The 25,754-nt window shown below is 63.4% G+C and carries 26 protein-coding genes and 1 pseudogene; 9 read left to right on the top strand and 18 right to left on the bottom strand.

All coding sequences use genetic code 11. The annotated features are described in order from the left end of the window. Positions 1 to 46 precede the first annotated feature (46 nt). Positions 47 to 991, bottom strand: a complete 945-nt coding sequence (locus tag R6G97_RS16000; protein WP_102081186.1) for a LysR family transcriptional regulator — start codon at positions 989 to 991, stop codon at positions 47 to 49. 129 nt (positions 992 to 1,120) lie between these two features. On the opposite strand from R6G97_RS16000, the gene R6G97_RS16005 reads away from it, so the two are divergent. Together R6G97_RS16005 and mmsB are read left to right on the top strand one after the other, a co-directional pair. Next, positions 1,121 to 2,647 carry a CoA-acylating methylmalonate-semialdehyde dehydrogenase gene (locus R6G97_RS16005; RefSeq protein WP_090345117.1) on the top strand — a complete coding sequence of 509 codons (1,527 nt, stop codon included), beginning with the start codon at positions 1,121 to 1,123 and terminating at the stop codon, positions 2,645 to 2,647. A gap of 10 nt (positions 2,648 to 2,657) precedes the next feature. Beyond that, complete coding sequence (mmsB, locus tag R6G97_RS16010) at positions 2,658 to 3,545, top strand: 3-hydroxyisobutyrate dehydrogenase (RefSeq protein ID WP_043215258.1); 888 nt, start codon at positions 2,658 to 2,660, stop codon at positions 3,543 to 3,545. A 204-nt stretch (positions 3,546 to 3,749) separates the two neighbouring features. Here the strand turns inward: mmsB and R6G97_RS16015 are convergent, their stop codons facing one another. From R6G97_RS16015 to dmeF, 3 genes are all read right to left on the bottom strand, one after another. Beyond that, a complete protein-coding gene (locus R6G97_RS16015; protein ID WP_043215260.1) occupies positions 3,750 to 4,094 on the bottom strand; it encodes a cupin domain-containing protein in 345 nt (114 codons plus the stop codon). A gap of 96 nt (positions 4,095 to 4,190) precedes the next feature. Further along, positions 4,191 to 4,949 (bottom strand): aminoglycoside adenylyltransferase family protein, encoded by a 759-nt coding sequence (locus R6G97_RS16020; protein WP_090345119.1) that lies wholly within the window; start codon positions 4,947 to 4,949, stop codon positions 4,191 to 4,193. Positions 4,950 to 4,985: 36 nt separating this feature from the next. After that, a complete protein-coding gene (gene dmeF, locus R6G97_RS16025; protein ID WP_317847220.1) occupies positions 4,986 to 5,933 on the bottom strand; it encodes a CDF family Co(II)/Ni(II) efflux transporter DmeF in 948 nt (315 codons plus the stop codon). Positions 5,934 to 6,003: 70 nt separating this feature from the next. Between dmeF and R6G97_RS16030 the strand changes: the two genes are divergently transcribed. Then, positions 6,004 to 6,279: a metal/formaldehyde-sensitive transcriptional repressor gene (locus R6G97_RS16030; RefSeq protein WP_043208377.1), complete on the top strand. Its 276-nt coding sequence runs from the start codon at positions 6,004 to 6,006 to the stop codon at positions 6,277 to 6,279. 88 nt (positions 6,280 to 6,367) lie between these two features. On the opposite strand, the gene R6G97_RS16035 is transcribed toward R6G97_RS16030, so the two are convergent. From R6G97_RS16035 to R6G97_RS16070, 8 genes are all read right to left on the bottom strand, one after another. Continuing rightward, positions 6,368 to 7,300 (bottom strand): phosphatidate cytidylyltransferase, encoded by a 933-nt coding sequence (locus tag R6G97_RS16035; protein ID WP_102081189.1) that lies wholly within the window; start codon positions 7,298 to 7,300, stop codon positions 6,368 to 6,370. A gap of 1 nt (position 7,301) precedes the next feature. Then, complete coding sequence (locus R6G97_RS16040; protein WP_043208380.1) at positions 7,302 to 7,925, bottom strand: lysophospholipid acyltransferase family protein; 624 nt, start codon at positions 7,923 to 7,925, stop codon at positions 7,302 to 7,304. A gap of 10 nt (positions 7,926 to 7,935) precedes the next feature. After that, positions 7,936 to 8,364 (bottom strand): hypothetical protein, encoded by a 429-nt coding sequence (locus R6G97_RS16045; protein ID WP_253131253.1) that lies wholly within the window; start codon positions 8,362 to 8,364, stop codon positions 7,936 to 7,938. Further along, entirely contained in the window at positions 8,361 to 9,719 is a 1,359-nt protein-coding gene (locus R6G97_RS16050; protein ID WP_043208385.1) for a phosphatase PAP2/dual specificity phosphatase family protein, read from the bottom strand. The genes R6G97_RS16045 and R6G97_RS16050 overlap by 4 nt, the downstream gene beginning before the upstream one ends. Next, complete coding sequence (locus R6G97_RS16055; protein ID WP_317847222.1) at positions 9,719 to 11,467, bottom strand: bifunctional alpha/beta hydrolase/class I SAM-dependent methyltransferase; 1,749 nt, start codon at positions 11,465 to 11,467, stop codon at positions 9,719 to 9,721. The genes R6G97_RS16050 and R6G97_RS16055 overlap by 1 nt, the downstream gene beginning before the upstream one ends. A gap of 30 nt (positions 11,468 to 11,497) precedes the next feature. After that, the gene (locus R6G97_RS16060) at positions 11,498 to 12,103 is read right to left on the bottom strand and encodes a CDP-alcohol phosphatidyltransferase family protein (protein ID WP_090345315.1); all 606 of its coding nucleotides are present in this window, start codon (positions 12,101 to 12,103) and stop codon (positions 11,498 to 11,500) included. Between the two features lie 82 nt (positions 12,104 to 12,185). Then, positions 12,186 to 12,581, bottom strand: a complete 396-nt coding sequence (locus tag R6G97_RS16065; protein WP_317847223.1) for a hypothetical protein — start codon at positions 12,579 to 12,581, stop codon at positions 12,186 to 12,188. A gap of 147 nt (positions 12,582 to 12,728) precedes the next feature. Beyond that, the gene (locus R6G97_RS16070) at positions 12,729 to 13,613 is read right to left on the bottom strand and encodes a LysR substrate-binding domain-containing protein (protein ID WP_317847224.1); all 885 of its coding nucleotides are present in this window, start codon (positions 13,611 to 13,613) and stop codon (positions 12,729 to 12,731) included. A 77-nt stretch (positions 13,614 to 13,690) separates the two neighbouring features. On the opposite strand from R6G97_RS16070, the gene R6G97_RS16075 reads away from it, so the two are divergent. Beyond that, positions 13,691 to 14,455 carry a sulfite exporter TauE/SafE family protein gene (locus tag R6G97_RS16075; RefSeq protein ID WP_043208394.1) on the top strand — a complete coding sequence of 255 codons (765 nt, stop codon included), beginning with the start codon at positions 13,691 to 13,693 and terminating at the stop codon, positions 14,453 to 14,455. Here R6G97_RS16075 and R6G97_RS16080 read toward each other — a convergent pair. Then, positions 14,445 to 14,759 carry a putative quinol monooxygenase gene (locus R6G97_RS16080; protein WP_182941792.1) on the bottom strand — a complete coding sequence of 105 codons (315 nt, stop codon included), beginning with the start codon at positions 14,757 to 14,759 and terminating at the stop codon, positions 14,445 to 14,447. The genes R6G97_RS16075 and R6G97_RS16080 overlap by 11 nt on opposite strands. Before the next feature lie 190 nt (positions 14,760 to 14,949). Here R6G97_RS16080 and R6G97_RS16085 point away from each other — a divergent pair, with 190 nt between their 5' ends. From R6G97_RS16085 to ggt, 3 genes are all read left to right on the top strand, one after another. Then, on the top strand, positions 14,950 to 15,540 hold the full coding sequence (locus tag R6G97_RS16085) for an NAD(P)H-dependent oxidoreductase (RefSeq protein WP_043208399.1): 591 nt from the start codon (positions 14,950 to 14,952) through the stop codon (positions 15,538 to 15,540). A 146-nt stretch (positions 15,541 to 15,686) separates the two neighbouring features. After that, positions 15,687 to 16,583 carry a LysR family transcriptional regulator gene (locus R6G97_RS16090; protein WP_043208400.1) on the top strand — a complete coding sequence of 299 codons (897 nt, stop codon included), beginning with the start codon at positions 15,687 to 15,689 and terminating at the stop codon, positions 16,581 to 16,583. Between the two features lie 118 nt (positions 16,584 to 16,701). Continuing rightward, positions 16,702 to 18,369: a gamma-glutamyltransferase gene (ggt, locus tag R6G97_RS16095; protein ID WP_317847225.1), complete on the top strand. Its 1,668-nt coding sequence runs from the start codon at positions 16,702 to 16,704 to the stop codon at positions 18,367 to 18,369. A gap of 143 nt (positions 18,370 to 18,512) precedes the next feature. Here the strand turns inward: ggt and R6G97_RS24995 are convergent, their stop codons facing one another. The 3 genes and pseudogenes from R6G97_RS24995 to ypfJ all read right to left on the bottom strand — a co-directional run bounded on the left by R6G97_RS24995 (position 18,513) and on the right by ypfJ (position 21,613). Continuing rightward, entirely contained in the window at positions 18,513 to 19,376 is an 864-nt protein-coding gene (locus R6G97_RS24995) for a methyl-accepting chemotaxis protein (protein ID WP_371906718.1), read from the bottom strand. Further along, positions 19,368 to 20,522 (bottom strand): annotated as a pseudogene (locus tag R6G97_RS25000) (methyl-accepting chemotaxis protein); the annotation flags it as partial. The pseudogene R6G97_RS25000 and the gene R6G97_RS24995, both read right to left, overlap by 9 nt. A 206-nt stretch (positions 20,523 to 20,728) precedes the next feature. Further along, a complete protein-coding gene (ypfJ, locus tag R6G97_RS16105) occupies positions 20,729 to 21,613 on the bottom strand; it encodes a KPN_02809 family neutral zinc metallopeptidase (RefSeq protein ID WP_090345142.1) in 885 nt (294 codons plus the stop codon). A 199-nt stretch (positions 21,614 to 21,812) separates the two neighbouring features. Between ypfJ and pcaH the strand changes: the two genes are divergently transcribed. Both pcaH and pcaG read left to right on the top strand, forming a co-directional pair. Continuing rightward, a complete protein-coding gene (pcaH, locus tag R6G97_RS16110; RefSeq protein ID WP_070576805.1) occupies positions 21,813 to 22,532 on the top strand; it encodes a protocatechuate 3,4-dioxygenase subunit beta in 720 nt (239 codons plus the stop codon). Positions 22,533 to 22,542: 10 nt separating this feature from the next. Beyond that, positions 22,543 to 23,148, top strand: a complete 606-nt coding sequence (gene pcaG / locus R6G97_RS16115; RefSeq protein WP_090345144.1) for a protocatechuate 3,4-dioxygenase subunit alpha — start codon at positions 22,543 to 22,545, stop codon at positions 23,146 to 23,148. A 40-nt stretch (positions 23,149 to 23,188) separates the two neighbouring features. On the opposite strand, the gene trmA is transcribed toward pcaG, so the two are convergent. Beyond that, the gene (gene trmA / locus R6G97_RS16120) at positions 23,189 to 24,274 is read right to left on the bottom strand and encodes a tRNA (uridine(54)-C5)-methyltransferase TrmA (protein ID WP_317847226.1); all 1,086 of its coding nucleotides are present in this window, start codon (positions 24,272 to 24,274) and stop codon (positions 23,189 to 23,191) included. Next, a complete protein-coding gene (locus R6G97_RS16125; RefSeq protein WP_043208412.1) occupies positions 24,271 to 25,566 on the bottom strand; it encodes an NCS2 family permease in 1,296 nt (431 codons plus the stop codon). The genes trmA and R6G97_RS16125 overlap by 4 nt, the downstream gene beginning before the upstream one ends. Positions 25,567 to 25,754 lie beyond the last annotated feature (188 nt).

Consider the following 25,754-nt stretch of genomic DNA (forward strand, 5'->3'; position numbering starts at 1 on the left):
GCACGCGCTGGCGCCTGCAATTGGGCGCAGATGCGCCCATCCGGCATCACGCGAACTTCATCTCCCGGCTGTTGCCCATCAGCAACGGCGCGTTGGCCTCGGTCACATCGCGAATGTAGTCCCACAGCAAGGTGATGCGCTTCAACTTGCGCAGGTCCTCCCGGCAGTACATCCAGAACTGCCGAGTGATCTCCACCTCTTCAGGCAATAGATTGATCAATCGTGCATCCTGCGCAGCCAGGAAACACGGCAGGATTGCCAGGCCCCGGCCTTGCAAGGCCGCGGTGTATTGGGCGATCACGCTGGTGCTGCGCAGGTGGGCGTTGGCGTTGGGGATCAGGTTGGCCAGGTACAAAAGCTCGGAGCTGAACGCCAAGTCGTCCACATAACTGATGAACCGGTGCTGGGTCAGGTCTGCGGCCTGGCGGATTGGCGGGTGGTTGTCCAGGTATTCCTGGGTCGCGTACAGCCGCAGGCGATAGTCGCACAGCTTGCAGCACACATAGGGCCCATGCTCGGGCCGCTCCAAGGCGATGACGATGTCGGCCTCGCGCTTGGACAGGCTGATGAAATGCGGCAGGGGCAGGATGTCCACCGAGATTGCCGGGTAGGCATCGACGAAGTGGCTCAGTTGCGGAGTGACGAAGAAGCTGCCGAAGCCCTCGGTGCAGCCCATGCGAACATGGCCCGAAAGTGCCACGCCTGAGCCTGAGACCTGCTCGCAGGCCATGTGCAGCGTGCTTTCGATCGATTCGGCGTAGCCCAGCAGGCGTTGACCCTCAGAGGTCAGGACAAAGCCGTTGGTCCGGGATTTTTCGAACAGAAGCGTGCCCAGCGCGCCTTCCAGCGAGCTGATGCGTCGCGACACCGTGGTGTAGTCAACGGCCAGGCGCTTGGCCGCGCTGCTGGCCTTGCGGGTGCGCGCCACTTCAAGAAAGAACTTCAAATCGTCCCAGTTCAGTGAACTCAGGGAGGTGAGGTCTTTTTGCATGATGATCCGGTTTTTTTGTGCGTTCTTGTTGGATGTTTGCACATCTATACTCGAAAAAAGCCCCACGGCGCCACCCCGCCTCGGCGCGCTGGCGATCTCGTTCCGACAATAATTCCAAGGAGAGCGCAGATGAACGCACCCCATACCCCCGATCAGGCCAAGGTCGAGCAGGTCAAGCTGCTGATCGACGGCCAGTGGGTCGAGTCCAAGACCACCGAGTGGCGCGACATCGTCAACCCGGCCACCCAGCAGGTGCTGGCGCGGGTGCCGTTCGCCACCGTAGAGGAAGTCGACGCCGCCGTGGCTGCGGCCCAGCGAGCCTTCGCCAGCTGGCGCGACACCCCCATCGGCGCGCGTATGCGCATCATGCTCAAGCTGCAGGCGCTGATCCGCGAACACACCAAGCGTATCGCCCAGACCCTCAGTGCCGAGCAGGGCAAGACCCTCGCCGATGCCGAAGGCGATATCTTCCGCGGCCTGGAGGTGGTCGAGCACGCGGCCTCGATCGGCACCCTGCAAATGGGCGAGTTCGCCGAAAACGTCGCAGGTGGCGTGGACACCTATACCCTGCGCCAACCGATCGGCGTATGCGCTGGCATCACCCCGTTCAACTTCCCGGCGATGATTCCGCTGTGGATGTTCCCGATGGCCATCGTTTGCGGCAACACCTTCGTGCTCAAGCCGTCCGAACAGGACCCACTGTCGACCATGATGCTGGTGGAACTGGCACTGGAAGCCGGCATACCGGCCGGTGTGCTGAACGTGGTGCATGGCGGCAAGCAGGTGGTGGATGCGATCTGCACCCACAAGGACATCAAGGCGATTTCCTTTGTCGGTTCCACCGAGGTCGGTACCCACGTGTACAACCTGGCTAGCCAGCACGGCAAGCGCGTGCAGTCGATGATGGGCGCCAAGAACCACGCCGTGGTGCTGCCGGACGCCAACCGTACCCAGACGATCAATGCCCTGGTCGGTGCTGCTTTCGGCGCGGCCGGTCAGCGCTGCATGGCCACCTCGGTGGCGGTGTTGGTAGGCAAGGCCCGTGAATGGCTGCCGGACATCAAGGAAGCCGCCAGCAAGCTCAAGGTCAATGCTGGTTGCGAGCCGGGCACCGACGTCGGCCCGGTGGTTTCCAAGCGCGCCAAGGAGCGCGTGCTGGGGCTGATCGAAAGCGGAATCAAAGAAGGCGCCAAGCTCGAACTGGACGGGCGTGACGTCAAGGTGCCGGGCTATGAGCAGGGCAACTTTGTCGGCCCAACCCTGTTCTCTGGGGTACGCACCGACATGCAGATCTACACACAGGAAATCTTCGGCCCGGTGCTGGTGACCCTGGAAGTCGACACCCTCGACGAGGCCATCGCCCTGGTCAATGCCAACCCGTTCGGCAACGGCACGGGCCTGTTCACCCAGAGCGGTGCGGCAGCGCGCAAGTTCCAGAGCGAGATCGACATCGGCCAGGTTGGCATCAACATTCCGATTCCCGTGCCGGTGCCGTTCTTCAGTTTCACAGGTTCGCGCGGCTCCAAGCTGGGCGACCTGGGCCCGTACGGCAAGCAGGTGGTGCAGTTCTACACTCAGACCAAGACCGTCACCGCCCGCTGGTTCGACGATGACAGCGTCAATGACGGTGTGAACACCACCATCAGCCTGCGCTAAGGAGTTCGTCATGCGTATCGCATTCATCGGCCTGGGCAACATGGGCGCGCCCATGGCCCGAAACCTGATCAAGGCCGGGCATCAACTGAACCTGTTCGACCTGAACAAGACCGTGCTGGCCGAGCTCGCCGAACTGGGCGGGCAGGTCAGCGCCTCGCCGAAGGAGGCGGCGGCCAGCAGTGATCTGGTGATCACCATGCTGCCGGCGGCGGCCCACGTGCGCAGTGTCTATCTGGGTGACGATGGCGTGCTGGCGGGTGTACGGCCGGGCACACCGACCGTGGACTGCAGCACCATCGATCCGCAGACCGCCCGCGAAGTGTCCAAAGCCGCAGCGGCCAAGGGCGTGGACATGGGCGATGCGCCGGTGTCCGGTGGTACCGGTGGCGCGGCAGCGGGTACCTTGACCTTCATGGTCGGTGCCAGCGCCGAGCTGTTCGCCACGCTCAAGCCGGTGCTGGAACAGATGGGGCGCAACATCGTGCACTGCGGCGAGGTGGGTACCGGACAGATCGCCAAGATCTGCAACAACCTCCTGCTGGGTATCTCGATGATCGGTGTGTCCGAAGCCATGGCCCTGGGCAATGCGCTGGGCATCGACACCAAGGTGCTGGCCGGCATCATCAACAGCTCCACCGGGCGTTGCTGGAGTTCGGATACCTACAACCCCTGGCCAGGCATCATCGAGACCGCCCCGGCTTCGCGCGGCTACACCGGCGGCTTTGGCGCCGAGCTGATGCTCAAGGACCTGGGGCTGGCCACCGAGGCTGCGCGTCTGGCGCACCAGCCGGTGATCCTCGGCGCCGTGGCGCAGCAGCTTTATCAGGCCATGAGCCTGCGTGGCGAGGGCGGCAAGGACTTTTCGGCGATCGTCGAGAGTTATCGCAAGAAGGATTGACGAGCGAGGTGAATTTTATCGCGGGCCAGGTGGCCTTCCCTCTGTAACTGCGCACCAGAGGGAAGGGCACCTGCCTCGCGATTTTTTTCGTGCTCGATTTTTCAGGTGTGGTGCAGTCTGTGGGCGCGGGTAAACCCGTTCCCACAGGGACGCGCCGTGTTGACCTGGCTGCGCCATTCAAAGCCCTGCGAAAGGGCTTTGGCATCAGGCGAAGACGAAGTACTTGCGCACGGTCTCGACCACTTCCCAGGTGCCTTTGAGACCTGGCTCGATGATGAACACGTCGCCTGCCTTCAGGTGCTTGGGCTCTTCACCTTCCGGCGTGATGATCACGTAGCCTTCGAGGAAGTGGCAGAACTCCCACTTCTCGTAGTTGATCTCGAACTTGCCGGGAGTGCAGATCCAGGTGCCCATGATCTTGCTGCCATCGGCAGAGAGATAGGCGTTCAGGTTGACGGTCTGCGGGTTGCCGCCGATGCGCTTCCACGGGGTGGCGTTCAGGGCCGGGGTCGGGCAGGTTTCGCGCAGGACGGTAATGAAGTCGGACATGGCAGGTTCCCAGGTAAGTGGCTGAATGACACGTCACCATAGGGCCTGCGCTGGCGCTGGAGTTGCCTGGGCTCGACGTCCAGGTGTCTGGATGCGCTATGTGGGCATATGCGACTTGCAATGAAGAACGAAGGCGTTGACCTGTTCCGGCCATTGGGCGAGCAGGTCCGGCGCGGTACCCAGGTAGGCGGCGCGCGCGTTGGCCAGCACCGGTTGGTGCGCGTCTGGCAAACGCTCCAGCAACCACTGGGCGGCTACATCCTTGGCTGCGATCGACCCCGTCGCCAGGCTGTACCAGATGCGCGCCAGGGCGAGCACCACGGTGTGCTCGTCGCCGGTCCAGTCCTCGGGCGTGTTCCATTGGGCCAGGGTGTCGGCAAAGGCTTGTTTCAGGTCGGCGGGCGGCACCGGGTCGAACCAGCTCGCAGCCGCTTCGCCCACCAGGCAAAGGCTGTGCTGGCGGGCCTTGGTCAGCAGAATGGCCAGGTCCGGGTCGAGCTGGGCAGGTTCGACCTCGCCTGCCAGCAGCGATGCTCGCAGCCACTCACCGAATTGCAGCTCGCGGCGGGCCGGATAGCGCCAGGGATGGATGTCGTCGCGTACCAACAGCGTCACCTCCAGGGCGCGCAGGTTGGGGTCTGCTCCCGGTGGTGCGGAAACATCCAGCAGCGCGCGCATCAACCCCTGGCGTGTGGCGTCGGACAGCGGTCGGGACACAGTCACCAGCAGGTCGAGATCGCTGTGCGGCCTCAATCCACCGGCCACGGCCGAGCCGTACAGGTGGATGGCCTGCAAGGCGTCGCCAAGGTGCTGGGCAAGCAGTTGCTGGGCAGCGAGCAGTTGTGGGTCGGTCATGGTGCGCCTCCTGAGGGCACACCATAGCAATCACCCTCAGGCGTTGGCCATTGCGTTGACTTCGACCGTGATGTGCGCCAGTTCTTCATGGACCGCCAGTGCCTGGCGTACGGTGTCGGCGCTAAGACAGCCCGTCGCCGCCAGGCTGAGAATGCAGGCGTACTGGTCCTTGCCGACACGCCACACGTGCAAGTCGGTGAGGGTGGCCGGTACCGACAGTTGCGCCACGGCGTCGCGGATCTCCTGGACCACGGGCGCGTCCATCTCGGCGTCCAGCAATACCCGCCCGGTGTCACGCAGCAGGCCTTTGGCCCACACCGCCACCAGCACCGCTCCCACCAGGCCCATCACCGGGTCGAGCCAGCCGGCGCCCCAGAACTTGCCGGACAGCAGGGCAATGATCGCCAGCACCGAGGTCGCGGCGTCGGCCATCACGTGCAGGTAGGCCGATCGCAGGTTCAGGTCATGGTGGTGGTGGTGGTGGTGGTGGTGGTGATCATGATGATGGCCATGGTGGTGATCGTGATGGTGATCGTCGCGCAGCAGCCAGGCACAGGCGAGGTTCACGGCAAGCCCGAGTGCCGCAAGGGTGATGGCTTGGTCATAGTGAATCGGCCCAGGTGTCAGCAGCCGCTCGACCGACTGGAAGGCCATGAGCCCGGCTACGCCCAGCAGAAGCAAAGCGCTGGAGTAGCCGCCGAGGATCTCGATCTTCCAAGTGCCGAAGGCGAAGCGACGGTCGCGGGCGTAGCGCCGTGCGGCAGCGTACGCCAGCAGTGAGAGCCCCAGGGCCAGGGCATGGGAGCTCATGTGCCAGCCGTCGGCCAGCAGCGCCATGGAGTTGAAGTACCAGCCGCCGGCGATCTCCGCCACCATCATCACCGCCGTGAGCCACACGGCCAGGCGTGTCTTGCGCTCGGCGCCGAGGTTGCCGGTATGGAACTGATGGCTGTGCAGCCACTTGTCTGAGGTTTGCGCAACCATGGTTTATCATGCTCCGGTAGATAGGCGAAATATACTATACCCCAGTATACCTAGAGTGATGCAGAACCCTATGGCACATACCATCAAGAGCAAGAAGCAACTGCTGACCCGTGTGCGCAAGATCAAGGGCCAAGCCGCAGCCCTGGAAAGCGCGTTGGAGCAGGACAAGGACTGCTTGGCGATCCTGCAGCAGATCGCCGCCGTACGAGGTGCGGTGAATGGGTTGATGGCCGAGGTGATGGAAGGGCACATCCGCGAGCATCTGGTGGCCGATGACCTGAGTGCCGAGCAGCGCCAGGAGGAGGCCGACAAGGTGGCCTCGCTGCTGCGCTCTTACCTCAAGTAACCAGTGTGGGCTGCGTTGCGGCCCATCGCAGGCTTGGCGATTCGGCAAGCCCAGGCCGCAGTTCTGAATACCCCCTGGGGGTATTTTTCTAGGCCCACCAGTACCGTACGAAGTGGAAGAACACCGGCGCCGCGAAGCACACCGAGTCCATGCGGTCCAGCATGCCGCCGTGGCCTTCGATCATGTGTCCCCAGTCCTTCACCCCGCGGTCGCGCTTGATCGCCGACATCACCAGCCCGCCAAAGAAACCCATGGCATTGACGGTCAGCGCCATCAGCGCTGCCTGCCAGAAGTTGAACGGGGTGATCCAGCACAGCAAGGCGCCCACCAGGGTGGCCAAAGCTACGCCGCCGGCCAGTCCTTCGACGGTCTTGGAGGGCGACAGGTTAGGCGCCACCTTGCGTTTGCCGAACAGCTTGCCGCAGACGTACTGCAACACATCGCTGATCTGCACCACAAGGATCAGCCAAGCGATCAGCAACAGGTTGCGGCCTTCATAACCGGGAATGTCCAAGGTCATCAATGCCGGCACCGAGGACAGGCAGTACACCGCGATCATCAGCCCCCACTGCACCTTGGAAGCGCGCTCGAGAAAGCGCGTGGTGTCGCCACCGAAGCTCGCCAGGATCGGCAGGAACAGAAACAGGTACACCGGGATGAAGATGCTGAACAAACCGTACCAGTCCATGGCGATCAACAGGTACTGCACCGGCAGCGCCACGTAGAACGCCGCCACCAACGCCGGGTAATCGCTGCGCCGGGTGGGCGTGAGGGTCATGAACTCGCGCAGGGCATAGAACGAGACGAAGTAGAACAGTGCGATCACGCCGTACTTGCCGAACACGAAAGCGATGCCGATCACCAGCACCATCACCCACCAGGCGTTGATGCGGGCGTTGAGGTTGTCGATCACTGCGTGCGGCGCGGGGCCGGCGCGCCATTTGAGTAGACGGCCGATCACGCTGGCGAGCAGGAGCAGGGCGCCGATGCCGGCGAACAGGGAAAGGGTGTTGTCGTCCATCTCAGGCATCCTTCGGGGCCAGGTTCAGCAGGGCCTGGCGGGCCCGCTCGAGAAAGGCCTGCTTGCTCTCGTCAGGCAGCAGGTGCAGGGGTTCGCCGAAGCTCAAGGTGCACAGCAGCGGCAAGGGCAGGGCGCGGCCCTTGGGCATGACGCGGTTGAGGTTGGCGATCCACACTGGCACCAGCTCGATATCAGGGTTGGCCGAGGCCAGGTGGAACAGGCCGCTCTTGAACGGCAGCAGTGGCTCATCGCTGAGATTGCGGGTGCCTTCAGGGAAGAAGATCAGCGAATCGCCTTGGCCCAAGGCATCGAGCACCGGTTGCAGTGGGTTGTCGTTGGACTCGCCACGCTGGCGGTCGATCAGTACGGCGTCGAACACGTTACGGATCAGAAACTCCCGGATGCCCGGCTTGGCCCAATAGTCGGCCCCGGCGACCGGGCGTGTACGGCGGCGCAGTGGTTCGGGCAGCGAGGCCCAGAGCAGCACGAAGTCGCCATGGCTGCTGTGGTTGGCAAAATACAGGCGTTGCCTGGGGTGCGGCGTGCAGCCGAGCCAGAGAGCCCGGGCACCGGTGATCAGGCGTGCGGCAGAGGTGATGGCAAAGGCGGTCAAGGCGGCGAACATGGCGCGGTGGTTATCCGGTGAAAGAGAGTATCAGCAGGGTAGTCAGGGCTAGCACGACTTGCGCGGCGAGGCACAGCGCCTGGCGTCGCAGCAGGGCTAGTGCGCCCTGGCTGCGCGAGGGCCAGTCGCGTGCGTCGTGGGCGTGGGGCTTGAGGTTCAAGTCAAACAGGGCGCGATCCAAGGCTTGGGTGTCGGCGGTGAGGTCTGCGCTGCTGGCGAGCCGGGCGAACAGCGCGGCGTCCAAGGCTACGCGGATTGCCCAGTACTTGTGCAGCAGCCCCAGCCCCAGCAACACCGCGCACACCGCACTGGCCAGCGGGGGCAGGTGTGTCACCAGGGGGGCCAGGCCGTAGGCCAGGGCCAACAGGGTGATGCCATCGGACAAGCATTCGAGCTGTCGACCACGGCCCAGCAGGCTGGCCACCAGATGCAGGTTCATGGCTGGGCCTCCAGCTGTTCGAGTGCCATGCGATGGCCTGGATGTAACACGACAGAGGGTCGGGCTTTGCGGATCAGCGCTTCGGCCTGGGTAACGTTGGCGCAACGGCCACTGTGCACCAGCCAGGCGGCCACCGCGCTGGCGCTGCGGGAGTAGCCCAGGGCGCAGCAGACCAGGACCGGGCCCTGCTGACGCAGGCATTCGATGGCCTCGGCGGCCTGTCTGAGCAAGCTGGCATCCGGGACGATCAGGTCCAGGGTGGGCAGGCAGGTGTAATGTGCGGGCATCTGCATTGTCTGGCCTGGCCCATTTGCGGGTTTACCCGCGAAAGCGCCGGCACAGGCATAGCACGGCAGTTCAGCCGTCAGGTCCAGCGCGGCATTGAATGAGGAGGCCTCGCCGGCTCCGGGAATGCGCCCCAGAAATACCCCATCGCACACCTCATCGGCCTGTGGCCGTTTGCGGGTCCAGAGCCGCGAGTTGATCCAGGCCCCTAACAAATAGGGCGCCAGCAACCCAGTGGCGGCATTGGATAGCCGTCCATCCGCGCCTTTCTGGAATCCACCGGCACCGAACACGGCATAGTTCAGCGCCACCATCAGCAGCGAAACCGCCGGCCACAGCAGCCATAGCCAGGCGCCCGCCAACTGCAGCGCCAGCACCGCGCACAACAGCGCGCCGCCCCCGTAATACAGGGCAAGCCGCCAACGTCGAGGATCACGGGCCAGGCGTGCTGCCCGCAGCGGCAGCTCGCCCTCCCTCGGCCACAGCCAGACGCATACCAGCCCCGCCAGTGCCCCGGTGGGCAGATCGATGAAATGATGCTGCCAGGTGGTCAGCACCGATACCCCGATCAAAGCCATCCAGCCATGCATCAGCCCGCGCCAAGGCTGGCGATGAACATGACGGGCAAACATTGTCCAGATGATCACCAACAGCGCGATGTGCAGTGACGGGGCCTGGTTGAAGGGCTTGTCGAACCCCATCAGCACATCGAACAGCCAACCGAACAGGCCGTCCAGCGCTGGGCGTTCGAAGGTAAAGCGCAGTGGCCACAGCAAGAAGCAGCCGACGCTGATCACTTGCGCGGTCAGCAGGGCCAGGGCGTGGCGGTCCATCTCCCGGCGGGTGGTCGGCAACAGGAAGGACAACCCGTACAGCAGGTCGATCGACCAGTAGGGCACGATCGTCCACGGCCATAGTGGCGTTTGCCCTTCCCAGCCGAACACCAGGCTGCCGACGTCGTCGCGGGTAGCGGTGTGGTTGTTGACCAGCCCATAGCTGAGAAAGAAGAACGGCCCCAGCAGCAACAGCCAGAGCACGCCTCGGCGGATCAAGCCGGGTTCGCGCGTCATCAATCCACCCGTTGCGCCAGGCTGACACTGAAAATGCCCCACTCATCGATGCGCTGAGCGACCTTGCGAAAGCCTGCCGCCTCCACCAACTGGTCCATCTCCGCCTGGCTGCGCCGACGCATTACCCAGGCCTGGCCATCGCGGTGGCTGGTGAGGGCACGGGCGATCATCTCCAGTTGCGGGTGCCAGGGCTGGCCGGTGTACACAAGATAGCCGCCCGGCTGAACAGCATCGGCCAGGCCCGCCAGGGAACTGCCCACCAGGTCATTGCTGGCGAACAGCTCATACAGGCCAGACACCACTGCCAGGGTCGGGTGCGGATCGAGACTGGCCAGGCTCTGGCGGTCGAAGGCATCGCCTTGGACGAAGCGGGCCACCTCGGTCAGGCCCTTCTCGGCAATCAAGGCGCTGCCTTGCTGGACGTTCAGCTCGCTGTAGTCGCGCAGCAGGATCGAGTCGGGCATCTGCTCCTGCAGCGCTTCGAGGATGTAACGACCGTGGCCTGCCGCGATGTCGACGATGTGTACCGGGCGCTGCTGCTCGCGCAGGCGGCGGATGGCTTCGCGCAGCAGTTCCTCCACATGCAGCTTGCGCTGGCGGATGCCGCGCCAGCCGATGGCGTTGAGATAGTTCCGGTCGATCAGTTCGCCCAGCTTGCCTTTGCCGCTGGGCTGGTTGCGATACACGTAGTCCAGGGTACTGCCCGAATCGAAGCCGGTGTCGAAGCCCAGCTTCACCCCTTCCGAGAAGCCCTTGCCCAAGCGCAGTCCGGCACGGGTGGCCCGCCAGTAAAGGTCGCGGGGCGAGTTGCGAGGTAGCGGCGCGGCCAGGCTTTCGGCTTCAGCGCAGCTGGCGCCGCTCTTGTCGGCATCGAGCAGCGAGGGCACCGGTAAGGGCCTGTCGAAGCAGTGCGCAACGAAGCGCTGGATCCGCACCAGGGCGTGGGCCCGGTCGCGCTCGCCGAGGGGGTCGTGGAAAAAGCCCGGCAAAACATGCATCTCTTTGCGCGCACTGCCCAGACGCTCGAAGAAGCGCTCCTGGGGCTTGCGTTCGACCACAAGGTCGGCGCCGGACACCAGCATCTGGGTCGGCACCTGGATCGCCTGGGCATCGGCGACCACTCGGTCGGCCGCTTCATACAGGCCCAGCAGCATGGTCACCGAGATCGGCCGGCTGATCAGCGGGTCGGCCAAGTAGGACATGACCCGCTCCGGGTCGTGGGTCAGCAAGCGTGGCTTGACGTAGCTGTTGACGAAGAAATTGCCGCGCAATGCCTTGAGCAGCTTCAGGCCTGGGCGAGCGAACGGCACGTAAAGCTTGACCTTGAAGGCCGGCGAGGCCAGCACAAGGCAGCGCACTTTCGGCGCGTAGTCATGGGCCCAGGTCGCCACCAGCACCGCCCCCACGCTCTGGGCCAGTACCACCATGTCCGCCTCGGCGATGCCATGGCTGTCGCGGACATGCTCGATGAAGGTCTGCACGTCCCGCACGCTGGTGGCAAAGCCTGGGCTGTCGCCACGTGCTCCGGGTGACTGGCCATGGCCCCGGGCGTCCCAGGCGAAAAAGTCGTAGCCGGGCATGTCCAGCTCATCGGCCAAATGGGCCATGCGCCCGCCGTGTTCGTGGCCGCGGTGGTACATCACCACCGCCCGGCGTGGCTGGTATTCGTTACGGGTGGCGGGCCAATAGCGGTAATGCAGCTCGACGCCATCATGGGTGCAGAAGTGCAGCGATTGCGCTTGGCGCATGGCGAAGGTCCTTGTCCGGCGGCGAAGAGGTCAGCGAGTTTCGGCCAGGCCTTGGCGAACCCGGTTGTAGAGGGTATAGAGCGAGAGTGCGAGGATGACCAGCAGCAGGCCGTCGATCCATGCTGCGCTCAGCACCCCGAAAGCGATCCCGGTGCCCAGCACACCAAAGGCGAAGGCCCGGTCGCTCTTGCCCATGGGCCCGTCGTATCGCCGCGAAGCCCCCGCCAGCGGCCCCATCACGCCGGCGTACTCGCTGATGACCGCGCTCACGACCACCAGCACCACCAGCGCCGGTGATACCCCCGGCAACAGGGCGAATGGTAGGTACAGCGCCGCATCGGCGACCACGTCGCACAGCTCGTTGAGGTAAGCCCCAAGCTTCGATTGCTGGCCGAACTCCCGCGCCAGCATGCCGTCGACGGCATTGAGGGCCATGCGCAGCAGCATCCACACCGGCACCAGGATGAACAGCCCGGTCACATCGTGCTGCCAGGCCAGCAACAGGCCCAGCAGTACCGACACCAATGCGGCTGCCACGGTGACTTGATTGGCGGTGACGCCGCGCGCGTACAGGCGCTTTACGCCAGGGCGCAACAGGGCCTGGAAACGGGGTTTGAGTTGATAGATCGACGGCACGTTGAACTCCCTTTCATGGCGCGACATGACCCGATTGTGAGGAATGAGCCAGGTGGGCGGCAAGGGGGGACGTTGATGACCTTCAACGGTGCGGCATGCCGTGGTATTCGTTGCCCGGTCGTTGCCTTGTCGGTTCGCTGCGTGCCCAGAACCAGGCACCTCCCTGCGCAATGACCAGGCCGCCGAAGCAAACCAGAAGGTCCGCCTCGCAGTGCTCCCAGGTACCGACCTTGAAGCCCGTATTCTCCAATGTCAGGAATTCACCTGTGGCAGGCAAGCATTGCGGGGAGCCTCTGAGGCCGCCATGGAACAGCTGCTCAGGGCTATGGCAAACCCGGGCGTGCAGCTGTTCGGGTTTTTTCTTCGCTTCATGCATGAAGCGCGAGATGAATGTCTTGCGGATATATCGCTGTGCGAACGTCTGCAGCAGGCGCTCCAGATCGTCACTGGAACACAGGCGATTGTCGTGTCGATTCATGAAGGCATCCCGTGGAAACGAAAGATCGCGTTCGCTCAGGGTTTTAACGTAGATGCCGGGCCAGGCGCGCCAGGACCGTGCCGGGTTGGTTGTAGGTTGAGTCTCGATTTCGCGGTGGGGGTGATGGGGTTGCAGCCTGCGCGGGTTTCAGCTGTCCTCCAGTTGTTTCACCAAAGCGGCGGCATACCCTGGCAACGCTCCGAAATCCCGGGCGCACAGTAACAGTCGACGGTTGGCCCAAGGCTCGGGCAATGCGATCCAGCGCAGTGGCAATACCCCTTCCCAGCGTCGCACCGATGCCAACGGCACCACCGCTACCCCGGCGCCGCCGGCAACCATGCGAATCACCCCGTCGAATCCTTCTGCCCGCACCCGTACCTGCATGCGCCGCCCTTCCCGCAGGGCTTGTTCCTCCAGATGCAGGGCCAGGGCGCTGTTGGCACCCAGCCCGACATGGCCGTGGGCAAGGCTATCGATGAAAGTCGGCGCGGCCTGCTCGATCAGGGGATGAGCGATGGGCATCGCCAGTACCAGCGGGTCGTCGCGAAAGGGACGAGTCTGCAGGTGCTCGTTGGGTGCGGCGGTAGAGATGATGCCCAGGTCGGCCATGCCCTGGGTGATCGATTGCACGATGCGCAGACTTGGCATTTCCTGAACATCGACGCTGACACCGGGATGGCTACACAGATAGGCGGCCAGCAGCTCGGGTAGGTATTCGGTCAGCGCGGCGGTGTTGCACAACAGGCGCACCTGGCCATATTGGCCTTGGGCGTACTGGGCCAGATCGTATTGCAGGCGTTCGACCTGCTGGCTGATCAGCCGGGCATGCTGCAACAGGGCCTGGCCGGCGGGTGTGGGCAGTACGCCACGGCGATTGCGCTCCAGCAGTGCGATGCCGAGCGAGGCTTCCATGGCGCGGATGCGGGCGCTGGCGGCAGGCAGCGACAGGTGGCTGCGACGCGCGCCTGCGGTGATGTTGCCGCACTCGGCGGTGTGGCGAAACAGCTGGAGGTCGGTCAGGTCGAAATGCATCAGCCTCTGTCCTGGCAATAGTCTGGCTGAGTATATGGCAGATTTTCAGCCAGGCGCCGAGACGTCATTCTGGCGCCATGAAGACTTTCTTGGCGTTTTATCAGGATATGGGCCCGGCACTGTGGTTGCTGGTGGCGATGACCTTTTTGCTGGCCGGTGCGGTCAAGGGAGTGATTGGCCTGGGCCTTCCGACCATCGCCATGGGCCTGCTCGGTCTGGCTATGGCACCGTCGCAGGCTGCCGCACTGCTGATCCTTCCTTCCACCGTCACCAACCTCTGGCAGTTGGCCTCTGGGGGGCATTTGCGTGGATTGCTGCGTCGCCTGGGCCCGTTGTTGCTGATGATTCTGGCCGGCACCCTGATCGGCAGTGCCTGGCTGGGTATCGACAGTGGACCTTGGGCCGCTCATGCGCTGGGTGGGGCGTTGCTGCTGTATGCCGTATATGGGCTGTCGGGGCCAACGATGAAGGTGCGGCCCGCATGGGAAGTGTGGCTGGGACCGTTGTGCGGCCTGGTGACCGGCCTGGTGACGGCGGCGACGGGCGTGTTCGTGATGCCGGCGGTGCCTTACCTGCAAAGCCTGGGCTTGTCGCGTGACGAGATGGTCCAGGCCCTGGGCCTGTCGTTCACGGTGTCCACGCTGGCGCTGGCCTTGGGCCTGGCCGGTCAGGATGCCCTCGGCGGACAGACGCTTGGCGCATCACTGTTGATGTTGGTGCCCGCCCTGTTGGGGATGCTTGGCGGCCAGTGGTTGCGTCAGCGCATCAGCGCGCAGGTGTTCAAGCGCTGTTTCTTCATCGGCCTGGCGCTGCTGGGCGGGCACCTGCTGCTCAACGGCTAGTCGAGGAAGGGCTGAGCATCTCGATCAGCTGGATGTCGAAATCGCGCTCCAGGTACTCCATGCGCTGTTCGAAAAATTCGCGCATGTGCGGCAGGGCCGAATGCACATCCAGGTCGGCCTTGCTGGCCCAGACCTCATAGAACACGAACAGGCTGGGATCCTGCTTGTCGCGCAGCATGTGGTACTCGATGCAGCCCGGCTCCTGGCGGCTCGGTTCGACATAGGCGCGGAACAACCGCTCGAAAGCCTCGGCTTTTTCCGGGCGGGTCTTAGCTTTGAGAATGAACGCGTATTGCTCGGTCATGGACTGGCCTCGTGGGTTAAAAGATGGGAAGAATTTTAAAGCAATAATGTGTGTTCAATTCGTGATTCGAGCGCAAATGTATTTTGCCGATCGAGCGCTTTTTCTCAGCTTCCCGGATGCCTAATCTGCCGCCATCGAACTTGACGTGACCGGTGGCCGACAGCCTCGGGTCCCCTTATCGGAGGCTCCCATGAAAAAGATTCTTCTGCTCAACGGCGGCAAACGCTTCGCCCATTCCGACGGTCGTCTCAACACGACCCTGCACGAGGTTGCCCTGGCCCATCTGGACCGCGCAGGTTTCGACGTGAAGCAGACCTTCATCGATGGTGGCTACGACGTTCAGGAAGAAGTCGACAAGTTTCTCTGGGCTGATGTCGTGATCTGGCAGATGCCCGGCTGGTGGATGGGCGCGCCGTGGACCGTCAAGCAGTACATCGATGAAGTCTTCACCGCAGGCCACGGCAGCCTGTACGCCAACGATGGCCGCACCCGCTCCGACGCCTCGCAGAAGTACGGCAGCGGCGGTCTGATCCAGGGCAAGCAGTACATGCTTTCGCTCACCTGGAATGCCCCGCAGCAAGCCTTCGACGACCCGAGCGACTTCTTCGAGGGCAAAGGTGTGGATGCGGTGTATTTCCCGTTCCACAAGGCCAACCAGTTCCTGGGCATGACCGGCCTGCCGACTTTCCTGGCAGTGGACGTGATGAAGCGTCCGGATGTGCCGGCGGCGGTGGCAGCCTATGAAGCCCATCTGGACAAGGTGTTCGGCAAGGCCCAGTGAAGGGCTAAGGCTGTGGTGCAGCCCCTCGCAGGCTCGGTCAGCGCTCTCCACGTGCGTCGGAAGCAGCCCTGGACTGCGATGGGCGCCTTGCATGAATCTCTGTCACCCGCTATCAATCACGGCATTCTCCGATACAGGCCTGATACGTGAAAACCCGATCCGAAGAGCTCCAGGTATTCGTCGCTGTGATCGACTGCGGCTCGATTTCCGCCGCTGCCGAGCAGATCGGCCAGACGCCGTCGGCAGTCAGCCGCACGTTGTCACGGCTCGAGGGTAAGCTCGGCACCACGTTGGTCAACCGCACCACCCGGCGCATGGACCTGACCGAGGAAGGGCGCTTTTTTCTGGAGCGTTCGCGGCAGATCCTCGAGCAAATGGACGACATGGAAGAGCACCTGTCGATGCATAACCAGACGCCTTCCGGGCGTCTGCGCATCAATGCCGCGGCGCCGTTCATGCTGCATGCCATCCTGCCGTGGATTGGTGAGTTTCGTCGCCAGTACCCTGGCATCGAGCTGGAACTCAACACGGACGATCTGATCATCGACCTGCTCGAGCAAAGCACCGACGTTGCCATCCGCATCGGCGACCTTGCTGACTCCAGCCTGCATGCTCGCGCCCTGGGGTGCAGCCCGATCCAAGTGCTGGCGAGCCCCGAGTACCTGGCGCGCCATGGCACGCCAGAAAAGGTCGAGGACCTGAACGCGCATTCCCTGCTCGGTTTCAGCCAGCCGGAGTCGCTCAATCGCTGGCCGCTGCGCCATGCCCAAGGTGATTACTGGCAGATCCGTCCTAGTCTGATTGCCTCCAGCGGCGAAACCTTGCGTCAGCTGGCCTTGGCGGGAGAGGGCATTGTCAGCCTCTCGCACTTCATGACCCATGAGGACATCCGCACCGGCCGCTTGCAGGTGGTGCTGGGCGAGTTCAATAACGGTTATCGCCAGCCAATCCATGCGGTGTACTACCGCAATACCCAGTTGGCCCTGCGTATCCAATGCTTCCTGGATTTCATTCAGAAGAAGCTGGCGATGTACGCCTGCTGAGTTGCCTGAACACGACAGGACCTGTGCAGGGGCGGCGCAATCTTCCCCGGGTGTTTGCTTAGTCGAACGGCTTCGGCCTTAATGACTGATCAACAAAAACAACACCAAGGAAGTGCGCATGCGTATCGTCATGTTCCAGTCCATGGCCCTCGGGGCCGCGATCCTGAGCTGTTCGTCCGCCTTTGCGGTCACCCTGGAGGGTGGCGCGGTGGCCGCGCCCGATCAATATGGCGCACAGGTGGCCGCCGACATTCTGAAGAAGGGCGGTAATGCAGTGGATGCCGCCGTGGCCACGGCCTTCACCCTGGCGGTGACCTACCCTGAAGCCGGCAACATCGGTGGCGGCGGCTTCATGACCCTGTTCGTCGATGGCAAGCCGTATTTCCTCGATTACCGCGAAGTGGCGCCCAAGGCGGCCAGTCGCAACATGTACCTCGACGAAAAAGGCGAGGTCATCGAGAACCTCAGCCTGGTCGGAGCCCGAGCCGCTGGTGTGCCAGGTACGGTGATGGGGCTTTGGGAGGCCCACAAGAAGTTCGGCAAGCTGCCCTGGAGCGAACTGCTGACCCCCGCCATCGGCTATGCCAAGAACGGTTTCAAGGTCGCCCAGAAGCAGTACCAGTACCGCAACGATGCCCAAGGCATGTTCAAGACCGCCACCAACTTCAACGACTACTTCGGCAACATGAAGGTAGGTGAGCTGTTCAAGCAGCCTGAGCTCGCCCAGACCTTGGAGCGAATCGCCGACAAGGGCGTCAGCGAGTTCTACCAGGGCAAGACCGCCGACTTGCTGGTGGCGCAGATGCAGGCCGATAAAGGCCTGATCACCAAGGCCGACCTCAAGGACTACAAAGCCGTGTGGCGTCAGCCAATGGCGATCAGCTGGCGTGGCAATGTTGTCTACACCGCACCGCCACCAAGCTCTGGAGGCGTGGCCCTGGCCCAGTTGCTGGGCATCAAAGAAGACCGCGCGGCGGACTTCAAGGGTGTGGCGCACAACTCGGCCAAGTACATCCACCTGCTTTCGGAGATCGAGAAGCGTGTGTTCGCCGACCGTGCCGACTATCTGGGTGACCCGGCTTTCACCAAGGTGCCGGTCGACCAGTTGATCGCCAAGGACTACCTCGCCAAGCGCGCCGTCCAGGTCAACCCAAACGCCATCTCCGACACCGACAAGGTCAAGCCGGGCCTGGAGCCGCACCAGACCACGCACTTCTCCATCGTGGACAAGCAGGGCAATGCGGTGAGCAACACCTACACCCTGAACCTCGATTACGGCAGCGGCGTGGTGGTCAAGGGCGCGGGCTTCTTGCTCAACGACGAAATGGACGACTTCAGCGCCAAGCCGGGCGCAGCCAACGCCTTCGGCGTGGTAGGCGGCGATGCCAATGCCATCGAGCCGGGCAAACGCATGCTGTCGTCGATGAGTCCCAGCCTGGTGACCCGTGACGACAAGGTGGCGCTTGTGCTCGGCACACCCGGTGGTTCGCGGATCTTCACCTCGATCTTCCAGGTGATGAACAACCTGTACGACTACGACATGCCGCTTGAAAAAGCCGTGGCGGCGCAGCGCGTGCATCACCAACTGCTGCCCAAGGACACCATCTATTTCGACAGCTATGCGCCACTGACTGGCCAGGTGGCCGATGAGCTGAAGAAAATGGGTTATGTGCTGGAGGACCAAGGCTGGGAGATGGGCGACATCCAGGCGATCCGGGTGACCGGCGAGAAGCTCGAGACTGCCTCTGACCCGCGTGGGCGAGGGGTAGGGATGATCGTCAAGTAAGCCGATGGTGCGTCAGGTCATGCAAGATTGCCTGGCCTGACGCATTCGCGGGTAAACCCGCTCCCACAGGGTGCGCTGTTCTAACGACACCGCTGCTTCTGTGGAAGTGGGCTCACCCGCGAAGAGGCTCTATGAATCTCAGGTCAGACGCGGAACTGGCTGACCAGTGTCTGCAGATGTCCGCCCAGGCGCGCCAGCTCGACACTCGAGGCGGCGGTCTCGTCACTCGCGGTAGCGGTCTGCTCCGACACATCACGCACATTCAGGATGCTGCGGCTGATTTCTTCGGCCACGGCACTCTGCTGCTCGGCGGCGGCGGCGATCTGTTGGTTCATCGACTGAATGTTCGACACCGTACGGGTGATGTTCTCAAGCGAAGCGCCAGCCTTGCGCGCCAGCTCAACGCTGCTGTCGGTCAGGCTGCGGCTGTCGTTCATCACATCAGCCACCTGCTGGGTGCCATTTTGCAGGCTTGCCACCAGCCCTTCGATTTCCTCGGTGGACTGCTGGGTACGCTGGGCCAGGCCGCGGACTTCATCGGCTACCACCGCAAAACCGCGGCCGGCTTCCCCGGCGCGTGCGGCTTCAATGGCGGCGTTCAGCGCCAGCAGGTTGGTCTGCTCGGCCACCGATTTGATCACGTCCATGACGCTGCCGATCTTCTGGCTTTCCTGCTGCAGCAGGCTCATGGCTTCGGTGGAACGGTGCACTTCCGAGGCCAGGCGTTCGATCTGGTTGATCGCCTCGCCTACCACGCGATCACCTGCGCGGGCTTCTTGATCGGCGCCAGTCGCGGCATGGGAGGCTTGCTCGGCGTTGCGTGCCACTTCCTGTACGGTGGCCGCCATTTCGTGCATGGCGGTGGCCACCTGGTCGGTCTCGACTTTCTGGCTGTTGGCGCCGGCGCTGGTCTGCTCGGTCACCGCCGACAGTTCCTCGGCAGCGCTGGCGATTTGGGTGACGCCATCGCGGATGCCGGTGATCAACTCGCGCAGGGTCGTGCCCATGCGCGCGATACCTTGCTGCAGCGCGCCGAGTTCATCGCGGCGAGTGACACGCAGGTTCTGGGTCAGATCGCCATTGGCGATTTTTTCCACCACGTCCAAGGTCTCGCGCAGGGGGCGGGTGATCTGGCGGGTAATGAGGAATGCTGCCAGCACGCCGACCAGCAGGGCCAGCAAGGTAGCGATGGTCTGCAGGCTGCGGGCCTGGGCGCTTTCGCTGTCGCGACGGTCCAGTTGGATCTGGTACAGCTGGTCGCTGCGTTTGACGATATCGGCGCCTTCTACGGTCATTTCCGCACGGGCCACGCCGACTTCGGCGTTGGCATCGCGGAACTGACGCAGTGCATCGCGGTAGCCGCTCATGGCCGACTCGAACGCCTGGATTCGGGCGGTCTCCCCAGGCAGGTGGCGCTTGAGGTTGTCGATCTCCACTAAGGTTTTTTCAACCTGACGGGTGACGGTCTGTTCGGCATCGCTGGTGAGGTCCGCGATATAGCTGCGCACGTCCAGGCGCAGCTGGACGAGCTGTTCCTTGGCCTGGCTGATGGCCAGGAACTGCTGCAGGGTGGCTGTGTCGCCGGAAGTGCGCGCCAACGCGTCGCGGCTGACGGCCTCGATGGCGGCGAGCGCCTCGCTGGCCTGGCGGGCGTTCTGGTTCAGGGCTTCTCGCGCGGCGAGGCCGGTTTTGTAGGCCTTGCGCATCTTCTCCAGCGAGACCCGGTACTTGGCGATGGTCTCGCCCTGCTCGCGCAGCAGCTTGAGGTTTTCTGGGCTTTTGAAGGTATTGACCAGATGCTGTTGCTGGGCACCGAAAGCATCGAGCTTGTCCAGCACGTTGGCGGCCGAGGTGTCGTCGCCGTTGGTCAGCATGTACTGCAGGCGCGCCACGCGAAGGTTGGTCAGGTCACTGTTGAGCTTGGTGATGTCGCTCATCCAGTTGCTGCGGTCGATCAGGCTGCCCAGGCTGGTCCAGCCGGTCAGGGCCAGAAGGCCGGTCAGAAGCAGGACCAGGCCGAAGCCCAATCCGAGTTTGAGGTTGACGCTGATATTGGCAAACCAGCCGTTCATGGCACGCTCTCCAGAAAATTGATTTCGCTCGCTTGATCTCCAATCGCTGGGCATTGTTGTTATCGGCGCCCGCTGATTCATGCCAGGGGTTATCGGCAAGATCGAGCGAAGCTGAAACGCTTTTTCAGCAGATTTGTAACCTACTGAAAACGTTTGCGTTTTGGAGATGGCAGGCGGCGACGTCGCAGCCTATCGAAGGCTTTGGCAGCTTCTACAGCGGTGAAGATGGCTGGAAGTTCGTGGGAAAGGGCGAAGCCTGAGAGGGGGCCGCAGGGCGGCCCTGTCTGTCAGAGGCTGCGTGAGCCGAAGGTATCGCAGCGGTTCACGTCCCCGCTGGAGAAGCCGGTCTTGAACCAGCGCACCCGCTGCTGCGAGGTGCCATGGGTGAAGGAGTCTGGCACCACACGGCCCTGGCCCTGCTGCTGGAGGCGGTCGTCGCCGATGGCGTTGGCGGCATTCAGGGCTTCTTCCACATCGCCAGGTTCGAGCCAGTTCAGGCGCTTTTGCGCCTGGTAGGCCCAGACGCCTGCCAGGCAGTCGGCCTGCAATTCCTGGCGCACCAGCAGGCCGTTGTCGCCTTCCATGCGTTGGCCGTTGCGCCGCGCCGCGTCGACCTTGGCCGAGACGCCCAGCAAGGTCTGCACGTGATGGCCGATCTCGTGGGCGATCACATAAGCCTGGGCGAAGTCACCGGCGGCGGCAAAACGGGTTTCCATCTCGCGGAAGAAGGTCATGTCCAGATACACCCGCTGGTCTGCCGGACAGTAGAACGGCCCGACCGCCGAGGAGGCGAAACCACAGGCGGAATTCACCTGGCCACTGAACAGCACCAGTTTGGGATCGCGGTACTGCTTGCCGGCCTGGGCGAACAAGGCCTTCCAGGTGTCCTCGGTGTCGCCCAGGATCGAGGCGACGAACTCGGCCTGCTCGTCGTTGGCCGGTGGCGCCTTGCCACCCGCGCCCGACGGCGCCTGTTGCTGCTGCTCCATCTGGCCGGCGAGTTGGCCGAGGATCTGCAGCGGGTCTTGCCCTGTGATCCAGCCGATGCCGACGATCAGCAGGATGGCGCCCAGCCCCAGCCCTTTGCCACCGCCAAAACGCATGCCGCCGCCACCGCCTTCACCTCGGGCATCGACCACATTGTCGCTGCGTCGGCCTTTTCGCCATTCCATGTAATGTTCTCCGGAGCCTGAAACATGAGCACAAAGATTAGTTCAGGGCTGTTTCGGGTGTCAGCCAATCTGTAGATGCATAACCATTTGGTTATGTAAGGTCACGTTGTTTTCAATGTTCATGCCCGGTGACCTATCTGAAACTGCATGTCCACCTGCCACGCACAGGTGCCCGACAATTCCAAGAGAGGAACACGGCATGCCCGCCCAGGACACCAGCCGCTTCGTGATCCGTGATCGCAACTGGCACCCCAAAGCCCTCACGCCTGACTACAAAACCTCCGTGGCCCGCTCGCCACGCCAGGCGCTGGTCAGCATCCCGCAGTCGATCAGCGAAAGCACCGGGCCGGACTTTTCCCACCTGGGCTTCGGCCCTCACGACAACGATCTGTTGCTCAACTTCAACCACGGCGGTCTGCCGATCGGTGAGCGCATCATCGTCGCAGGCCGGGTGGTCGACCAGTACGGCCAGCCGGTGCCCAATACCTTGGTTGAGATGTGGCAAGCCAACGCCGGTGGCCGTTACCGGCACAAGAATGACCGCTACCTGGCGCCGCTGGACCCGAACTTCGGTGGTGTCGGCCGCAGCCTGACCGACCGTGACGGCTACTACAGTTTTCGCACCATCAAGCCAGGGCCTTATCCGTGGCGCAATGGCCCCAACGACTGGCGCCCGGCGCACATCCACGTGTCGGTCAGTGGCCCGTCGATCGCCACCCGCTTGATCACCCAGCTGTACTTCGAAGGCGACCCGCTGATCCCGCTGTGCCCGATCGTCAAGTCGATCGCCAACCCCGACGCGGTGCAGCGCCTGATCGCCAAGCTCGACATGAGCAACGCCAACCCCATGGACTGCCTGGCGTATCGCTTCGACATCGTGCTGCGCGGCCAGCGCAAGACCCACTTCGAAAACTGCTGAGGACCCCGTCATGCCTATCGAACTGCTGCCGGAAACCCCTTCTCAGACCGCCGGCCCCTATGTGCACATTGGCCTGGCCCTGGAAGCGGCCGGCAACCCTACCCGCGACCAGGAAATCTGGAATCGCCTGGCCAAGCCTGACGCGCCAGGTGAGCACATCCTGTTGTTCGGTCATGTGTACGACGGCAATGGGCACCTGGTGCGCGACTCGTTTCTGGAGTTCTGGCAGGCCGATGCCAACGGTGAATACCAGGACCAGTACCACCACGAGAACGCCTTCAACAGCTTTGGCCGTACCGCCACCACCTTCGATGCCGGTGAGTGGACCCTGCACACGGTCAAGCCAGGCGTGGTGAACAATGCCGCCGGGGTGCCCATGGCGCCGCACATCAACCTCAGCCTGTTCGCGCGGGGGATCAACATCCACCTGCACACCCGGTTGTATTTCGACGATGAGGCCCAGGCCAATGTCCAGTGCCCGGTGCTCAACCTGATCGAGCAGCCGCAACGGCGCGAGACGCTGATCGCTCGGCGTTGCGAGGTGGACGGGAAGACGGCGTATCGTTTCGATATCCGTATTCAGGGGGAAGGGGAGACGGTGTTCTTCGACTTCTGAGCGAACTCTGGGGCTGCAGTGCAGCCCCAGGCCCCGAAACTCAACGCCGAACCAGCAGTACGCCGCTTTCCATGTGGTGGGTGTAAGGGAACTGGTCGAACAGCGCGCAGCGCTCGATGCGGTGAGTGTCCTGCAACTGGGCGATGTTGGCTGCCAGCGTCTCGGGGTTGCACGAGATGTACAGGATCCGCTCGAAGCGGCGAGTCAGCTCGCAGGTGTCCGGGTCCATGCCGGCGCGCGGCGGGTCGACGAACACGGTGCCGAAGTCGTAGCTTTTCAGGTCGATGCCTTCAAGACGACGGAACGGGCGCACCTCGTTCAGTGCCTGGGTCAGCTCTTCGGCCGACAAGCGCACCAGGCGCACATTTTCCACGGCGTTCTCATCCAGGTTGCTCAGCGCGGCATTGACCGAGGTCTTGCTGATTTCGGTGGCCAGCACCTGGCGCACGCGGGTGGCCAGCGGCAGGGTGAAGTTGCCGTTGCCGCAATACAGCTCCAGCAGGTCATCGTCACGCTCGCCGATAGCCTCGTAAGCCCAGCTCAGCATCTTCTGGTTCACCGCGCCGTTGGGTTGGGTGAAAGCGCCTTCTGGCTGGCGATAGCTGAACACGCGGCCGGCCACGTTGAGTTTTTCCACGGCATAGTCGCGACCGATGACCAAGCGCTTGCCCTTGGAGCGGCCGATGATGCTGACGCCCAGATCCTCGGACAATTGCCGAGCAGCGACTTCCCAGGCGTCATCGAGCGGGCGGTGATAGCACATCGTGATCATGGCGTCGCCGGCCAACGTGGTGAGGAACTCCACTTGGAACAGTCGGTTGCCCAGTTCCTCGCTGGCCTGCCAGGCGGCCTTCAGGCGTGGCATCAATGCGTTGATCCGTTCGCTCGCGATGGGGAAGTCATCGATCAGGATCGCCTTGTGTTTTTCGCCTGGGGCGAACATCGCATAGTGGCGCTGGCCCTCTTCGCGCCACAGGCGAAACTCGGCGCGCAGGCGGTAGTGCTCGCGCGGCGAATCGAAGACGGCGGGCTCCGGCGCGCCGAACGGCGTCAATAGCTCACGCAGCCGGGCGACTTTGCCCTCGAGCTGCGTGGAATAGGCGGAAGGGTCGAAGACAGCACTCATGCGTTGAACCAGCCCAGCTTGATGACGAACAGGATGGAAAGGATCACCAATGCCGAGTTCAGGTCGCGGTAGCGACCGGAGATCAGCTTGATGGCGGTCCAGGCGATGAAGCCGAAGGCGATGCCGTTGGCGATGGAGTAGGTCAGCGGCATGGCCAGGGCGGTGACCACCACGGGCGCTGCTTCGGTGACGTCGTCCCAGTTTATTTCCGCCAGGCCCGAGGCCATCAGCACCGCGACGAACAGCAGCGCGGGGGCGGTGGCGAAGGCCGGTACGCTACCGGCCAGCGGCGCGAAGAACAACGCCAGCAGGAACAGGATGGCAACCACGATTGCGGTCAGGCCCGTGCGGCCACCGGCGCTCACGCCGGCCGCGGATTCGATGTAGCTGGTGGTGGTCGAGGTGCCCAGCAGCGAGCCGGCCATGGCGGCGGTGCTGTCGGCGATCAGGGCGCGACCCATTTTCGGCATGTGGCCGTCCTTGCCCATCAGGCCGGCGCGTTTGGCCACGCCGATCAATGTGCCGGAGTTGTCGAACAGGTCGACGAACAGGAAGGCGAAGATCACGCTGATCAGGCCGACGTCCAAGGCGCCCTTGATGTCCAGTTGCAGGAAGGTCGGGGCCAGCGATGGCGGCATGGACACCACGCCGCCGAAGGGCGTCACGCCCATCAGGATCGAGGCCAGGGTCACCGCCAGGATGCCGATCAGCACCGCGCCACGGACCTTCATGGCCTCAAGGGCCACGATCAGGAAGAAGCCCAGGGTCGCCAGGATCGGTGCAGGTTGCTTGAGGTCCCCCAGGCCCACCAGGGTGGCCGGGTTGTCCACGACGATGCCGGCGTTGTGCAGGGCGATCAGCGCCAGGAACAGGCCGATACCGGCAGCGATGGCCGAGCGCAGCGGCAGCGGGATGCTGTTCACGATCCATTCGCGGATGCGGAAGATCGACAACAGGAAGAACAGCACTGCCGAGAGGAAGACCGCGCCCAGCGCCACTTGCCAAGTGTGCCCCATGTGCAGGACCACGGTGTAGGTGAAGAACGCGTTCAGGCCCATGCCCGGTGCCAGGGCGATAGGGTAGTTGGCGATCAGGCCCATGGTCACCGAGCCGATGGCTGCGGCAAGGCAGGTGGCGACGAAGATCGCGCCCTTGTCCATGCCGGTCTCGCCGAGGATGCTCGGGTTGACGAACAGGATGTAGGCCATGGCCAGGAAGGTGGTGACGCCCGCGAGAATCTCGGTGCGCACGTTGGTGTTGTGTGCTTTTAGTTGAAACAGCCTGTCCAGCATGCCCGCTCCCCAAGGCGCCCCCGGCGCCGCGATTGAATCGTCCCCAATCAGCAAAGCACAGACCGTCGACGATGCCTGCATTTGTGTGGGGCACAAAAAAGCCGCGCATGATACCAGTATGGGGGGCGAGGGCCTATGGCCGGTGGGAAGGCCGCTGGCCGCGTTGGCCCGTTCGCGGGGGAGTCCGC

Source organism: Pseudomonas sp. HTZ2 (genome assembly GCF_033173945.1).
Lineage (GTDB): Bacteria > Pseudomonadota > Gammaproteobacteria > Pseudomonadales > Pseudomonadaceae > Aquipseudomonas > Aquipseudomonas guariconensis.